13 protein-coding genes and 1 pseudogene are annotated in these 13,074 nt (G+C 59.5%); 5 read left to right on the top strand and 9 right to left on the bottom strand.

Going from position 1 to position 13,074, the window contains the following annotated elements; genetic code table 11:
* Positions 1-91: 91 nt before the first annotated feature.
* The 3 genes from IC232_RS32570 to IC232_RS24435 form a co-directional block, all read right to left on the bottom strand.
* Positions 92-397, bottom strand: a complete 306-nt coding sequence (locus IC232_RS32570) for a DUF433 domain-containing protein (RefSeq protein ID WP_246812384.1) — start codon at positions 395-397, stop codon at positions 92-94.
* Positions 384-1,346, bottom strand: a complete 963-nt coding sequence (locus IC232_RS32565) for a hypothetical protein (protein ID WP_246812383.1) — start codon at positions 1,344-1,346, stop codon at positions 384-386. Before IC232_RS32565 ends, IC232_RS32570 begins: the two co-directional genes overlap by 14 nt.
* Before the next feature lie 145 nt (positions 1,347-1,491).
* Positions 1,492-1,959, bottom strand: coding sequence for a Y4oB family protein (locus tag IC232_RS24435; protein ID WP_190847565.1), 468 nt, complete (start codon positions 1,957-1,959; stop codon positions 1,492-1,494).
* Between the two features lie 261 nt (positions 1,960-2,220).
* Here IC232_RS24435 and IC232_RS24430 point away from each other — a divergent pair, with 261 nt between their 5' ends.
* Together IC232_RS24430 and IC232_RS24425 are read left to right on the top strand one after the other, a co-directional pair.
* A complete protein-coding gene (locus tag IC232_RS24430; protein ID WP_190847564.1) occupies positions 2,221-3,177 on the top strand; it encodes a tyrosine recombinase in 957 nt (318 codons plus the stop codon).
* Positions 3,178-3,294: 117 nt separating this feature from the next.
* Positions 3,295-4,002 (top strand): hypothetical protein, encoded by a 708-nt coding sequence (locus IC232_RS24425; RefSeq protein ID WP_190847563.1) that lies wholly within the window; start codon positions 3,295-3,297, stop codon positions 4,000-4,002.
* Between the two features lie 41 nt (positions 4,003-4,043).
* Here IC232_RS24425 and IC232_RS33135 read toward each other — a convergent pair whose 3' ends face one another.
* The 3 genes from IC232_RS33135 to IC232_RS24410 all read right to left on the bottom strand — a co-directional run bounded on the left by IC232_RS33135 (position 4,044) and on the right by IC232_RS24410 (position 8,679).
* On the bottom strand, positions 4,044-4,481 hold the full coding sequence (locus IC232_RS33135; RefSeq protein ID WP_312895230.1) for a transglycosylase SLT domain-containing protein: 438 nt from the start codon (positions 4,479-4,481) through the stop codon (positions 4,044-4,046).
* 662 nt (positions 4,482-5,143) lie between these two features.
* A complete protein-coding gene (locus IC232_RS24415) occupies positions 5,144-7,222 on the bottom strand; it encodes a DNA translocase FtsK (protein WP_246812382.1) in 2,079 nt (692 codons plus the stop codon).
* Between the two features lie 1,241 nt (positions 7,223-8,463).
* Positions 8,464-8,679 carry a hypothetical protein gene (locus IC232_RS24410; RefSeq protein WP_190847561.1) on the bottom strand — a complete coding sequence of 72 codons (216 nt, stop codon included), beginning with the start codon at positions 8,677-8,679 and terminating at the stop codon, positions 8,464-8,466.
* A gap of 188 nt (positions 8,680-8,867) precedes the next feature.
* Here IC232_RS24410 and IC232_RS24405 point away from each other — a divergent pair, with 188 nt between their 5' ends.
* Together IC232_RS24405 and IC232_RS24400 are read left to right on the top strand one after the other, a co-directional pair.
* The gene (locus IC232_RS24405; protein ID WP_190847560.1) at positions 8,868-9,383 is read left to right on the top strand and encodes a 3'-5' exonuclease; all 516 of its coding nucleotides are present in this window, start codon (positions 8,868-8,870) and stop codon (positions 9,381-9,383) included.
* A 440-nt stretch (positions 9,384-9,823) separates the two neighbouring features.
* Positions 9,824-10,165, top strand: a complete 342-nt coding sequence (locus tag IC232_RS24400; RefSeq protein ID WP_190847559.1) for a hypothetical protein — start codon at positions 9,824-9,826, stop codon at positions 10,163-10,165.
* 88 nt (positions 10,166-10,253) lie between these two features.
* On the opposite strand, the gene IC232_RS24395 is transcribed toward IC232_RS24400, so the two are convergent.
* Together IC232_RS24395 and IC232_RS24390 are read right to left on the bottom strand one after the other, a co-directional pair.
* Entirely contained in the window at positions 10,254-10,508 is a 255-nt protein-coding gene (locus tag IC232_RS24395; protein ID WP_190847558.1) for a WGR domain-containing protein, read from the bottom strand.
* 15 nt (positions 10,509-10,523) lie between these two features.
* Complete coding sequence (locus tag IC232_RS24390) at positions 10,524-11,219, bottom strand: hypothetical protein (protein WP_190847557.1); 696 nt, start codon at positions 11,217-11,219, stop codon at positions 10,524-10,526.
* A 338-nt stretch (positions 11,220-11,557) separates the two neighbouring features.
* On the opposite strand from IC232_RS24390, the gene IC232_RS24385 reads away from it, so the two are divergent.
* Positions 11,558-12,022: a hypothetical protein gene (locus tag IC232_RS24385; protein WP_190847556.1), complete on the top strand. Its 465-nt coding sequence runs from the start codon at positions 11,558-11,560 to the stop codon at positions 12,020-12,022.
* Between the two features lie 809 nt (positions 12,023-12,831).
* Here IC232_RS24385 and IC232_RS24380 read toward each other — a convergent pair.
* Positions 12,832-13,074 (bottom strand): annotated as a pseudogene (locus IC232_RS24380) (septum site-determining protein MinD); the annotation flags it as partial.

The following is a 13,074-nucleotide window of genomic DNA, read 5'->3' as shown; positions in this document are numbered from 1 at the left end:
ATGGCAGCATCGGCGACCGCCTCTCGGATCGCGCTCTTGAGCTGCTCGGACCATTCACGTCCTCCGTATTCAAGATCCTGGGGCTCGGCGATCATCCCTTCCTCCGCGGTATCTGCCCAGACCTCACGGGAGTTGCGCCTGCCCATGGTGCAATCCCGCGAGCCCGACCCTGCAATGGATTGGCTTCTGCGTAAGCGACGGCCAGATCCAGATGGTGCTCCTTGAGGGTGGGGTAGGCTGTCAGAATACGATCCCGCGGGATGCCTGCATTCACGGATGCAGCCACGTCATAGACCAAGACCCGTGTGCCCTTGATGACCGGCATGCCACCCAGGATTTCAGGATCCGAGACAATCGTGTCGTCCCGCTTTGCATTCGTATCCTCACTGGTAGTCATTCGCACCTTCCGCAGCCCGAACGACCTCTTCGATGTGCCCTGACCGCAGCCGGTCGATCGGCGCTGCACTATCGGTGTACTGATTGGGCGTGACCAACCACTCCCACGCCTCCTCAGGGGACGGGAAGTACCCCGCAACCCGGTCGAGTCCTTCGATCGGTCGGGAGTGCTCAAACTGGCGCGCCGGATAGACGAGCTCATGGGCGTCTTTGCGGAAGGCAATGACCGTCCCATTATCTCGCCACAGATCGAGCGTCGCGGCGGAGATACTGAGCTCCTCCACCATGCGGTCAGCAGTGAGGAGTTCGGATGCGGCCCAGTCTGTTGAGTCATCATCGACTGTGATTTCGTCCAGCAGCGCTTTACCCTCCTCCAGGCTGACCAGGGGCCCAAGGCCGGATCCCTTCATGACGAGGACGCCCTTCCTGGTATCGTCGAGCGGCCGATTCAAAGATTGCGGGCCGTGTTCCACTTCCCGAGGAGCCTCATCGTCAAGATCGTCTGCAAGGAGGGTCGTAATGTCACCCGAGGTGTCCTCTGTTGACAGCACCTGTGTCGGATCCTGTTCTTCATGATCCCGAGCGATGTCGATGACGTCCTCGAGGCGCCCTGCTTTCAGAGCCTCAAGCGGGGAAAGCCCTTCCAGCGCCTCATCCGGGACCAGGAGCCATTCAAGCCGCATCCAGTCGTGCCGGATCGCCATCATTGCCAAGACCTCGGGGAGGCCCGTCACGATCCCGTGCGGCGTGAACTGACAGGCCGGATAGCGGTAGCCTTGTCCTGTCTCGACAGCGATAAGCTCCCCCGCCTTACGCCGCTGCTCGACTAATTGCTCGGGTACTTTGAGGATCGCGGCGACGTACGAGGGCATGTAGAGCCCACCAGCCAACTCGACCAACTCGGCTTTCCGCACCTCACCGGCTGCTATCAGCTCGTCTACTAATGACATGGTCATATCAGTACGAGGCTCCATTGATCTCTTAGATCCGGGAATATTGTCGATGCCTTGGGCGTCTCTAATGATTTGCCGATTTATCACTTGCGATCTGAACAGCGGATCACCGAGGTACCCAGAGATAGTCGCTCGTGCGCGCTCATGGGTAGATCCCATGCTCGATCTGGACGAGAAGCCGGAGAACCCGGTCCGTCTTACCCTGACTCATCAGATCCAGAGGCGTTGCTTGCAGCACCTGATTAGGCCTGACCAACCAGCTCAGGCCCCGCTCCCCGAAGACCTCTTGTGCTCTCCCGATGACCGTGGCGATCTCCGGTCCAGATCCTTTGAGGAACTTGAGCTGCTCGATTTGCCCTTCGAGACGGGCAATCGCTTGGTCAACAAGGTGGTCAGTGTTCGCTGCGGTGTAGGACTTGAAGCCCCTGTCTATTTCAATGGGTGGTATATGGTCTTCGCCGCGGAGGAACTTCAGGAGTACGAACTGGCCTGCCTCGGTCGCCATTAACTCGTTCGGAGAACGCCCGCCGAACCACTGGTGCGGCGTCTTCAGGAAGTTCTCAGGATCATCGTACAGATCAGCAATGAGGGTGCGGATCTCGTCGGCCATCTGTGTCATGGTCGAGAGTCTAGCATCGCGTCTGATCGCAGCCAATTCTGGAGGAGATCGCACTACAAGTTTGGGGTTTACCAAACTAGAGCTAACATCGGATGAGGTGGAGAGGCCTCCTAAGAATCTGATCCGGTTGGGTCCGCGGGGCTTCGGGCTGCCTATCAAATATAGCCTGTTATAACAAATTGCATAATAAGAATTTTGACAAGAAGTTTGCAACAGGTGCTGTGCCATGCTCCTACCAACCAGGAGGATCCGATGCGCACCAATCAACGGCTGGCTCAGCTCTGGCTCGATGCCTTAGCCACAGAGCTCGGCGCGTCTGCTGGCACCATCGACACCTACACCGACGATCTGAACTGCTACCTTGCCTGGCTCGACGAGAACAGCCTCGACCTGGACGTTGTCGGCCTGGAGCAGATGCGGGACTACATCGCGGCTCTCGATCAGCGCGGCTATGCCGGTTCCACTATTGCCCGACGCATCACGGTGGTGCGTGGTTTGCACAAGTTCCTGATCGCCGAGGAACTCGGCTCCCGCGACCCTACCTCCCATCTGTCCGCCATGAAACAGTCCCGGAAGCTGCCTTTCGTGCTGTCCGTTGCCGAGACGGAAGCTCTCCTGGAGACCGCCCACACGCTGGCAGCCGATCCCTCTGTCGGGCTGTACCGTCAGGCCGGCTATGCCCGGCGGGCTGCCCTATTCGAGACCCTCTATGCCTCCGGCATGCGCATCAGCGAGGCTTTGTCCCTGCCTTCCGATGCTGCGCCACCTGGCACCCGTATGCTGCTGGTGCGCGGCAAGGGCGATAAGCAGCGGCTGGTCCCGCTGCACGAGCGGGCTATCGAAGCTGTCGCGCACTGGCAGAAGCTGGCAGCTGCATATTCCGGGGGAAAGCCGACCCAGTGGCTGTTCCACGCGGTGCGCAACGGAGCGAAGGCCCTCACACGCCAGGCCGCGCTGCTCGAGATCAAGGAAGCGGCTGAGGCGGCCGGGCTGGCCAGCGCCGAGCGGGTGTCGCCTCACGTGCTGCGGCATGCCTTTGCCACCCACATGCATTCGGGCGGCACCGACCTGCGTGTGCTGCAGGAGTTGCTCGGGCATGCGGGCATTGAGACCACCCAGATATACACCCATCTCGACACCTCCCGCCTTCACCAGATGGTCCGCGATCTGCATCCACTGAATGAGGAGGACCGCACCACAGCTGACTGAGCAATTGGAGCGCGACAGATCTCAATCCCTCAAAATGTTATGGTAAACATTTGTAAACAGGTTCGAGCAGACCATGTGTCCTGCGTTTCATAGTCATATCAATTTGCAGGTGCTCCCATGAAGAATGCTCGACGCTTCCTTATTTCTCCATGCATTGCTCGCCTCATTTCGCGAGAGCGAGGCGTCGACCGCCAAGTCGTAGAGGGCTATCTCTCATCCCAACCCGGCAAAGACCAACTTGTTCGGTTGGAGGCGGACCAGGCTCACTTTGTGCTGTCAGGACAGGATCCAGAAAGAAACCTGTTAGAAAAGCTAGCGCCGCTTCCACGGGAACATGCCGAGGCACTGTTCAGTCTGTGCATTGGGCAGATCTCCTATGACCGCCTCCATCTGCCACCACAAAGCGGCCTGAGCCACAAGATACAGCTTGATCGCGTTGTATATCCCAGCAGCTTTGATCTCATCACCGTTGAATTTGATGACAACCAGCAGGCAGAGGCCTTCGAGATCCCGACTTGGTTTGGGCCCGAGGTGACTACCGAGTTTACTTATGAGTGGCGCTATATCGCTCTCAATGGCTTCCAGTCGAACCTTGAGGTGCCGCTCGCAAGTCAGCAGGTCGAGGCGGTGCTCGATATGCTGGATCAATCCCGGGGGACCCTGAAGGAAAGTAACATGTCGGCTGCTGACGATGTCATTGTCGCTCTCAGCCGCTCGCTGGAGACGTCAGGCCTCCTGAAGGCCGCAAGGGAGGCCAACCCTCCTCCAGAGTCAGAGCCTCTCCCTGAAGAGCTTCGTGAACCGATGAAGAAGACAGCTCAATAACCTGAAGCCGGGCCGGACAACATTAGAAAGCGCTGCCATCGTCAGGCAGCGCTCCTTTTGTTGATTTCATAGCAAACTCTGGTTCTAAAACAGACCCTGTATTTCATCAGTGCGCGACACAGGCTGCCATCGGCCAGTCGCCAAGCTTTAGCGAGGTACCCCACACCGTAGCGGAGATTGGTTTTCGGCTCAGCCAGTTCGGCGGAGGATCCCTCAAACCCCAGCGGCGCGGCTGTCTTGGGTCTGACCTGCATGAGCCCAATCTCACTTATGCTGCCAACGGCAGCCGGATCGTACCGGCTCTCAATCCGCACCACCGCGTCAACAAGGGCCGGCGGCACCCCGTTGGCTGCGGCCATTTCGGCGATGGCAGGCAGGTACGTGGACCGGTCTTTGAGAGCACGGGGAAGAGAAGCAATCTCAAGAATAGTGGATGTGGTGATCGGCTCAAGATCAGGTGGCAGGGGGGAGCGAGGCAAGCTGCCAATCCACGTCGATCTCGGTGACGTTAAAATCAGGTTCAGCCGATCCCGAACATGTAGAAAGAAACAGGAATACTATTCCGCAGGCGAAAAGACGCAGACTGATCATAGGCCAGGATCCCTCGAGGGTGGCGCTTTACTCAGCTTTTCGCAAATGTGTTGAGAGGTCGTTTATAGCAACATCCCGTATTTCGAACGGGATAGGCAGGCGGGCTAAGCCCATCCAAAATCCGGCACAAGTCGGGCTCCTGATAACACTGTCACGCCGTTGAAGACAACCATGTGATCCACGGCTCAAGTCGGCTCCGGCGCCTGATGGCCTGGTCTTCGTCGCACCTGTCTCAGAAGCTTCAAGCAGGGCTTTGCCAGTCTACGGCATAGACTAACCTTTGGCGATCGATTGGCTGTGGCGCTTCACTTGGGACGACCACACGAGGTCCTTGCCTCAATCTCCCGGAATCGGGCTTTGCGCGGTGTGCACGCGACACAAGCATTTCACGTTTTGAAGAAGGCATCCCTAAAATGGAAGCCCTCGGGAGCACCAAAGGCTTCCCGAGGGCACGGTGTGGAAACGAGATGAGATCCGGCAGGCTACACCGACTGCTAGAGGCTGAGCCGATGCTCGTTCGCGTGTGCCAGTCCGGTCTGCTGCCAGTGCCTCACTCCTCGTCCGCTCCACCCGTTCCGATGAGGATCTCGCGCTTGCCAGCATGGTTTGCCGGACCGACAATGCCCTCCTTCTCCATGCGCTCCATGAGCGAGGCCGCCCGGTTGTAGCCGATCTGCAGGCGGCGCTGGATGTACGAGGTCGAGGCCTTCTTGTGCCGCAGCACGATCGAGACCGCCTGGTCGAATAACTCGCCCGATCCAAGCCCCATCTCACTCTCGTCGAAGACCGGAAGTTCCTCCACCTCCACCTCCTCGTCCTCGGCTGTGACCGCCTCCACGTAGACGGGCTTGGCCTGTCGCTTGAGGTGAGCAACGATCCGTTCGACCTCCACGTCCGAAACAAAGGGGCCATGCACGCGAGCGATACGCCCGCCGCCCGCCATGTACAGCATGTCGCCTTGCCCTAAGAGCTGCTCGGCGCCCATTTCGCCCAAGATCGTGCGGCTGTCGATCTTCGACGTGACCTGGAACGAGATCCGGGTCGGGAAGTTCGCCTTGATCGTGCCGGTGATCACGTCCACGCTTGGGCGCTGCGTCGCCAGGATCACGTGAATGCCGGCCGCCCTGGCCATCTGGGCCAGGCGCTGGATCGCGCCCTCGATCTCCTTGCCGGCCACCATCATCAGGTCGGCCATCTCGTCAACGATCACCACGATGTAGGGCAGCGATGTAAGGTCCATGACCTCTTCGGTATACGTCAGTTCCCCTGTGGCCTTGTCGAAGCCGGTCTGAACCGTTCTCGTGATGACCTCACCGTTTGCTCTCGCCTCACTCACACGGGCGTTGAAGCCGTCGATGTTGCGCACGCCCAGCTTCGCCATCTTCTTGTAGCGGTCCTCCATCTCGCGTACCGCCCAGCGCAAGGCGATGATCGCCTTCTTTGGCTCGGTGACCACGGGTGTGAGCAGGTGCGGGATGCCGTCATAGACGGACAGCTCCAGCATCTTCGGGTCCACCATGATCAGGCGACATTCTTCCGGTGTGAAGCGGTAGAGCAGCGACAGGATCATGGTGTTGATCGCCACCGACTTGCCCGAGCCGGTGGTGCCGGCCACCAGAAGATGCGGCATGCGGGCGAGATCCGCGATGACGGCTTCACCGCCGATGGTCTTGCCGAGACAGAGGGGCAACTTGTGCTGCGAGACCTCGAAATCATCTGAGGCAAGCAGCTCACGCAGGTACACCGTTTCGCGGGTCTCGTTCGGCAACTCGATCCCAATGGCATTGCGGCCCGGGATCACCGCCACACGCGCGGAAACGGCACTCATCGAGCGCGCGATATCCTCTGAGAGTGCGATGACGCGAGATGACTTGATGCCGGGGGCAGGCTCGAATTCGTAGAGCGTTACCACCGGGCCGGGATGAACATGGATGACTTCGCCCTTCACGCCGAAGTCGCGGATAACCTTCTCCAATCGCCCTGCCGTCTCTTCCAGGATGTCCTCGGTCAGCTCCGGTCCTTCGCGTTCCGGCGGCTCGGCCAGGAATGCGACGTCCGGCTTCTGATATAACCAATCGTCAGGTGCACGTGGGCGGGAGATCGGATGCCCCCACGTCGCCGGAGCGATTTTGGGGAGATCCACAACCAAGCCAGCCTGATGAAGCGGTTGCAGGGTAACCTCTGCCTGGCTCAGGTCTGTCACAGCGTCGGATATGGGCACCTCCTCAGTCCCCTCCTGAACCGGGTCGACTTCCGCATCAGGCACCATGGCAGGAACAGAGCCGACCACCGGGTCCAGTTGAGGCTCAAGGGCAACCTTCTCCATCCGCGACGGTTTCTTGCTCGCCGCCGGCAGGAGATCCTCGTAGAGAGCGAGGTATCCGAGATCGACCTCCTCCTCGGTAGGATCCGACACGCTGGCACCTTGAACCGCTGAAGCCGCCTCTCCATCCACAACGGCGGTCCCAGCCGCGGCGGCCGTTTCCTGGGTTTGCTCGGATGGAAGCGCCGCTTCAATAGTGGCGCAATACTCCGCTTCGGAAGCTCCATCCGGATCCGCTTGGCTGTCGTTGGTGGTCTCGATGACGACGTCGGCGGCCTCCAGGATCTGCCAATCGGTAGGGGCCATGGACACGGCGTCCAGATCCCCCGCTGAACCGACGCCAGTCATTCCGTATGACAGTCCCTGCCACGAGAACGAGACGGCTCCTGACGTCAAGCTGAAGGGAGTGGCGGCCAGTTCCGGTTGGGTCTCCAGGCATTGTTTCGGGTGCGGAGTCTCATCGGCAGCAGTAGCTTGTTGTGACAACGGAAGCCGTGTCGCCGTTTCGATCATCCGGCGCGCCGAACCGGCCTTCTCTCCGCAGCCCGCTTTAGACAGGGCAGCTTCTCTGTCGGCGAGTGACGCCAGTCGTTCGGAAACCGGATCCTCGGAGGCCAACGCTGACCGCAATTGATCGATCTGACTTCTGACAGCCGGCTCCGATGCCCCACCGGTCCCTTCGTCGGGTACGGGGCGGATGTGCTCAATCGTCGAGTTGACAGCGGGAGCTGGGTGTTCCGGCTGCGTGGGCGGGGGTTCTACATGGCCGTTGCGGGCTCGAATGACCTTATCCGGGGTGCGTGTGGCCTTCACCCCCTCGGCAAGAACAAAGGCCTGCCTCCACGGCGGCTCGTCACCGTCCTGTGCTGGGCTGCCTTCGGCATCCCTTCGATCCTGCCGCAACCGCACGACGTTGGTGATCCTACGGGGATCTTCTTCTCCGGAAAGGGGTGGTGGGGCGAAGGGCGGTTTACGGGTCGAATGCATGATCTCTTACGCAACTGGGAGGTGATTGGCCGAGCTGATTCCGGCAGTGTCGTGACTCTGCGAGCAAACCGTAAACAGAGGGTTAGACTGGGGATCTGTCCACTTGCGACGGCCCCTGCCCGGCTTACGAGTGACACGAAAGCCGCGGAACCCACACTGCAAACGTTGATGTCAACTACGAGCAGATGTCTCGGTGCCAGGAACGATCAGACCAACTATGGATGCAGCAGTTCTTTCGAGCGGCCATGGGAAAACTGCACTGAACAAAGATTCTGGAACTTGAATCCGGGCACCAATCGGTAGGTTCTCGCCGAGCGGCCGGTATCTGAGTTCGAGCCGAGCGAGGAAAATCATTCGGCATATGGCGTGTCTCTTACAAGCTGACGGTTGCAACCCGGCGCACCATCGCCCCACCGCACTGGGCCACGTTCAGCGAGAGCCCTCTTTGCAGGGTCGATCTGAGCACGTAGTGTGGCTAAGGCCCAAGGTCTTTCTGAGCGCTACGGATTTCCCGGCGCGCGATAATTAGCTCCCGTACGAGATGCTCACGCTCCCGAGGCTCAGGCAACCTTAGAGCTGTCCTGAGTGGCTCTGGCGGTCGCAGCCGCTTCCGCCTGCTGCTGGAGGCGCAGATCTGCCAGCTGCTGCCGCACGTCCTGATACAGCGGGCGGAAAGCTGGGCCGTTTGCTTCGACGATGTCGGCGAGGATGTGCACCGCTCGGACGAGCTGTTCTTCGGTCACCGGATCGTGGTCGCGCTGATGCCATTCGCTCATGTGCCGTCTCCTTGTGTGGAGCCGACACAGTGCGCCGAGGATCTTGATAGCAGGTTAAGCTTGCGCGAGGCTTGCAACCATGATCACAAGCTGGCGCCCCAGCCGTTGCTGCTATAGCATTGACCGCAGACATTCTTCAGGGGGTTGCTTCCATCTCGATCAGCCAGACATACCGACAATATTGAACAATGAAGCAATTAGACCGGCACGTCGTCATCGACGTCGAAACTGCCCAATCTTATGATCACATCATCGAAATTGCTGCTGTTGAGGTCGTCGGCGCGACAATCTCTCCTCATTCCTTTGTCCGCAGGGTCAAACCACGCTCAGCCATGAGCCCGTTCTGCTATGCGGTCCATCGTATCTCATTGGCTGACTTGCAGCAGGAGCCATACTTCGAGCACGTCATCCACGATCTGATCGACTTCGTCGGTGATGACAGAATTGTTGCGCACAACTACGCCTATGAGTACAACACTCTCAGACGGGAGTTCGAGCGTGCGGCACGGCCGACGTACTCACGGGAGCGCTTCTTATGCACCATGGCTCTGGCGAAGCGCGCGGGCCTGCCAGGCAAGCTCCGTCACGCCTGTGCGCAAGCGGGTATCAGCATTGCTCACCTGCGTGACGCGCACGATGCGTTGAACGATGCCCTTTTGGCAGCTCATCTGTTTCTGAAGCTCAATCCGGCGGAGCGACCCTGACGGTCGCGGCTGTCCCATGTCGCGGTCGCAACAGGCGATGACATCCTCACGCAATGCAGGCCTGATAATCTCCCTACTGGGATCAGGGGGAAGTCATGTGCAAGCGACAGATTGACAGGCGGCCAGTGCCGCCGGCGCCATCGAACGACAATGAGCCAAGGATTGTGCCTGGCCCAACAGCACGGAGGCCTGCTTTCCTCAGGTCGGGGACCTTGTCAGTCGTTCTGGAGCGTACCGCCCGCGTCAGGCTGGACCTGGTGGCAGATGGCGTCCTGACAATCCAGGGGCAGGACACACCTATGCAAGGCCCGGATGCACGCCACTGAGAGCGTGTTCGTCAGTGTTTACCCGATAGAGGTAGCTGTGGAACTCGTGAGCTTGGCTCCTTCTTACTCACATCAGGCCTGGCCGGAGGCCAAAGTGTTGAGTGAGGGTGCCGCATGCCGATTCATCAGAACCCTATGGTTGAATGGCCCACGGAGCTTGCTCCTCTGCTGGAAGAGGCGCAGATCGCCTCCGGTATCGATGGCAAACAGGTCTGTCGCATTGATGCTGATGTCGATGCGACAGACCTGCGGGCCATCCATGAGTTCGAGGCGCATCTGCGCCGCCGCCCGGTCCAACTCAGATTGGCCGGGAGCAATGAATGCATGACGGGCGAGATGAACCCGTCCCTTGGCCTAGGCGCTCCGCCTGACCGGATCAGCCATATCGCGAAAGTGCGCGTCAGCTTCCACGATCTTCAAAACGGCGAGTGTGTGGACGTGGCGGACAGCGACTGAGGCTGCGCCACTCCAACAGCGGAAACGACCGCCATCCGTGACCTGCTTAACAAAAGAATCTGCTGTGGCTCGTGAGCTGCCCACCGCGTCACAGATCGGTAAAGCCCTTCTGCCGCTGGGTCTTGGCCCAGCCTTCCAGCGCCCGAGCAGCTCCCGCCTCAGTGGGGAAGATGTCGACCTTCTCCTGACCTTTGGATCCGACCGGACCCCAGTTCCGGACCAGCCGGATCGTTCCGAACAGGTCGCGCTCGATCATCAGGCTGAAGAACCGCGCCCTACCCTGCTCCCGGTTGCGTCGGTAGAGCACGAGATGGCGCCGGATAGGCGAGCGAGCGTCAGGCATCCGACCGGCAGACCTTTACTCGGGTTTGCCCTTCTGCAACGTGCGCTCCATCTCGGCCATCATCGCCGCCTCGATGTCGTCGAGGTTGACCTGGGCGGCCCGGCCGCCCCCTTGTGCCGGGCCAGCCAGATCCTTGTTGACCGTTCGCTGCTTGGCGGCGGGACGCTTGACAGGCACCCGCGGCTGAACCGGGACGCGGTTCTCTAGGGTGTCAAGCAAGCTGTTAAGCGCCTCATGGGACAGGGGGACATCCTGGTATTGTTCGACGCCTCTCAGGGCAATTGCGTGATTGCTATAGCGGGTCTCGGCTGTGATCTCAGGACCAAACCACGGAAGCGGGTGGAACCCCCTGCCCTCGGCTTCGCTGTCAAACTCCACCGTCACGAAATGTAGCTCACGAGGCCGGTTGAACTGGTCGATAAGGGCATCACGGTCGCCGATCCGGAGCCTTGTGCGGGTGTAGTCGATCTCGCCGGCGCAGACATCGAGCAGCGCATGGGCGTGTCCCACCGGCACCTCGACCTCCTCGGACTCTCCATGCGGACCGGCTGTCCGGAGGATCAGCAGACCTCTGTTCTCCTCCAGGCGAACCCAGGAATTCCGGTCCCGCTGTTCCGGGAAAAAGCCTTCGATCAGGCGCAGGCCGCCTCTTTCGCGCTGGATGAGGCGGGCCAGGGACGAGGCGAGGAGAAATCGGCGGCGGACGGTCATGAAACCCTGAGAATGAAAGGAATTGAGGAAGGCTTTCATTCGTATATGGCGGAGAAAGGACAAGGCAACCCTGAAAGATGCAATATTGTTTGACGTTCAGCCGCCGTCGGACCTCTCCTCGCGGATCTGGCGCTGTGTCAGGTACTGATCATTGTCGAGAAACAGCGGGTCAGCGTCTTCGCCACGCATATCAGACTATACGATGATACTTGCGAGAGGGACGACATGGTAATGCGAGCAGCCCTTGTTCCGAGGCTCGAAGGGAGCAATCCGGTTGTCCGGTGATCGGAGGCCGAGTTCAGATAGACGGTCACGACACGATCCAATCACGGAACGAGATGAACGCTGCACCCTTCGAAACCATTCCGGCTTGGCGGATCGCAAGATTGAGGACGGCTTTGCGCGATGCGGAGCAGCGTGGCGCAAGTCTGGATGATGAGGGTCACGATCTCCTTCACCGCGCTCTTCGCCGCCGCTTTGTACTTGCCCGAGAGCGCGCGAAGAATGTGCCGAGATTGCCGTCCAAGCCGAAGACCACGCGCAAGGGCCGCAGCTTTCCACATCTGAAGTTGGTCATCATCTGGCGCGCTATCCTGAGCTGTCGCTCCTCGGCTTGGAAGCATGGCGAAACGGCGCCGTTTGGCACCATTCGCAGGGCGCACGATCAGGCTGTTGCGGTGTGCCAGGCCGCTGGCCTTGCGCCGCCGCGCTATCGCACGGTCTATGTCCTATGGCATCGTGGCGTACCACCGGCAGACGTCATTACGGCTTTGCGAGATGAATATCCAAGCTTGGTGGAGTAATGAATTCACCACGCAGTGGGATGAAGGCGGCCCTTCCAGCGCTCATGACGCGGGAGTTGAGCCGCGGCAGCCAGACGCTTTGTTAACCTGCGTTGAGCTGCCTTCGACGAAGCCATTGAGGGTTCAGTCATCTCTGTCTCCGGATCTGGCTCGGATACTGTCTCCTGTTCAGCCTCTTTAGAGGCCCTCCGGCGCTTCCGCGAGTCAGCCTTCACACGCTCAGTTCGTGCGGGCTGAATGTCATGGGCACGCAACGCTTCTTCTGAATCACCAAAAACAGTGTCCATCTGCGACACGGCTTGAGCACTCAACTGCGCTCTTGCGTGTACGTCTTCAACATGCTCAGAGGTCGTCGCCAACAGATCAAACTCCATCTGTTTCTGCCTGCCGGTCAACGAAGAGCGCTTACGGCGCGCAGTTCCAACGGGCTCTGAACCGCTCCATACAGGCTCGACGATGCTCGGCAGAATGCGTGGGGCGGCAGATGGCTCAGGCACCACTTGAGGCTCTTCCTTCCGGAAGACTTTTGTGACCTCAGCTAGGGTTGTTGCAAGCAAACGTCTTGGCGGGAGATGGGTGCGCTGACCTGGAACGCGGGACTTCTTGATCTCAACCAAGAAAGGCTTTGAATTATGCTTCATTGTAGATGCTGATTGTGAACATGAAAGATGATGATCTAAGAACTTGCAGATGTGGGGTCAAGATTGAGTATTCTTGATGCTGCTTATCCAAATTCTTCGTGAGTTCGCTTCAGAATATATTCTGCACCACAGCTTCTGATCTCACTGTTGCAAAACCCTCGAGCAGGTCTATGCCGCTCGTCGGGTGAACAGCCTGCGCAGCAGATGGGGCTTGTCGCCCGAAGGGACGATGACGGAACCCTCGCCCTTCAGCCGCTGGGCCGCGTCAAGGTAGGCTTGAGCTGGTGCACTTGTGGGGCTGCCCAGGGTCACTGGCGCTCCGACGTTTGAGCTGAGCAGCACTTCCCCACTCTCCGGGATGATGGCCAGCAGCGGAATGGACAGGATCTCGAGCACGTCTTCCACCTTCAT

Origin of the sequence: Microvirga sp. (genome assembly GCF_014699075.1) — a bacterium.
Lineage (GTDB): Bacteria > Pseudomonadota > Alphaproteobacteria > Rhizobiales > Beijerinckiaceae > Microvirga.
The sequence above is the reverse complement of the archived record's forward strand: the minus strand, read 5'-3'. Positions and strand labels throughout refer to the sequence as shown.

Bases quoted from the DNA above. Each gene is read 5' to 3' on its own strand.
- IC232_RS32570 (WP_246812384.1), bottom strand. From the start codon at position 397: ATGACTACCAGTGAGGATACGAATGCAAAGCGGGACGACACGATTGTC.
- IC232_RS24425 (WP_190847563.1), top strand. From the start codon at position 3,295: ATGAAGAATGCTCGACGCTTCCTTATTTCTCCATGCATTGCTCGCCTC.
- IC232_RS24390 (WP_190847557.1), bottom strand. From the start codon at position 11,219: ATGACCGTCCGCCGCCGATTTCTCCTCGCCTCGTCCCTGGCCCGCCTC.
- IC232_RS32565 (WP_246812383.1), bottom strand. From the start codon at position 1,346: ATGTCATTAGTAGACGAGCTGATAGCAGCCGGTGAGGTGCGGAAAGCC.
- IC232_RS24405 (WP_190847560.1), top strand. From the start codon at position 8,868: ATGAAGCAATTAGACCGGCACGTCGTCATCGACGTCGAAACTGCCCAA.
- IC232_RS24415 (WP_246812382.1), bottom strand. From the start codon at position 7,222: ATGGCCCCTACCGATTGGCAGATCCTGGAGGCCGCCGACGTCGTCATC.
- IC232_RS24435 (WP_190847565.1), bottom strand. From the start codon at position 1,959: ATGGCCGACGAGATCCGCACCCTCATTGCTGATCTGTACGATGATCCT.
- IC232_RS24430 (WP_190847564.1), top strand. From the start codon at position 2,221: ATGCGCACCAATCAACGGCTGGCTCAGCTCTGGCTCGATGCCTTAGCC.
- IC232_RS24410 (WP_190847561.1), bottom strand. From the start codon at position 8,679: ATGAGCGAATGGCATCAGCGCGACCACGATCCGGTGACCGAAGAACAG.
- IC232_RS24400 (WP_190847559.1), top strand. From the start codon at position 9,824: ATGCCGATTCATCAGAACCCTATGGTTGAATGGCCCACGGAGCTTGCT.
- IC232_RS24385 (WP_190847556.1), top strand. From the start codon at position 11,558: ATGAACGCTGCACCCTTCGAAACCATTCCGGCTTGGCGGATCGCAAGA.
- IC232_RS24395 (WP_190847558.1), bottom strand. From the start codon at position 10,508: ATGCCTGACGCTCGCTCGCCTATCCGGCGCCATCTCGTGCTCTACCGA.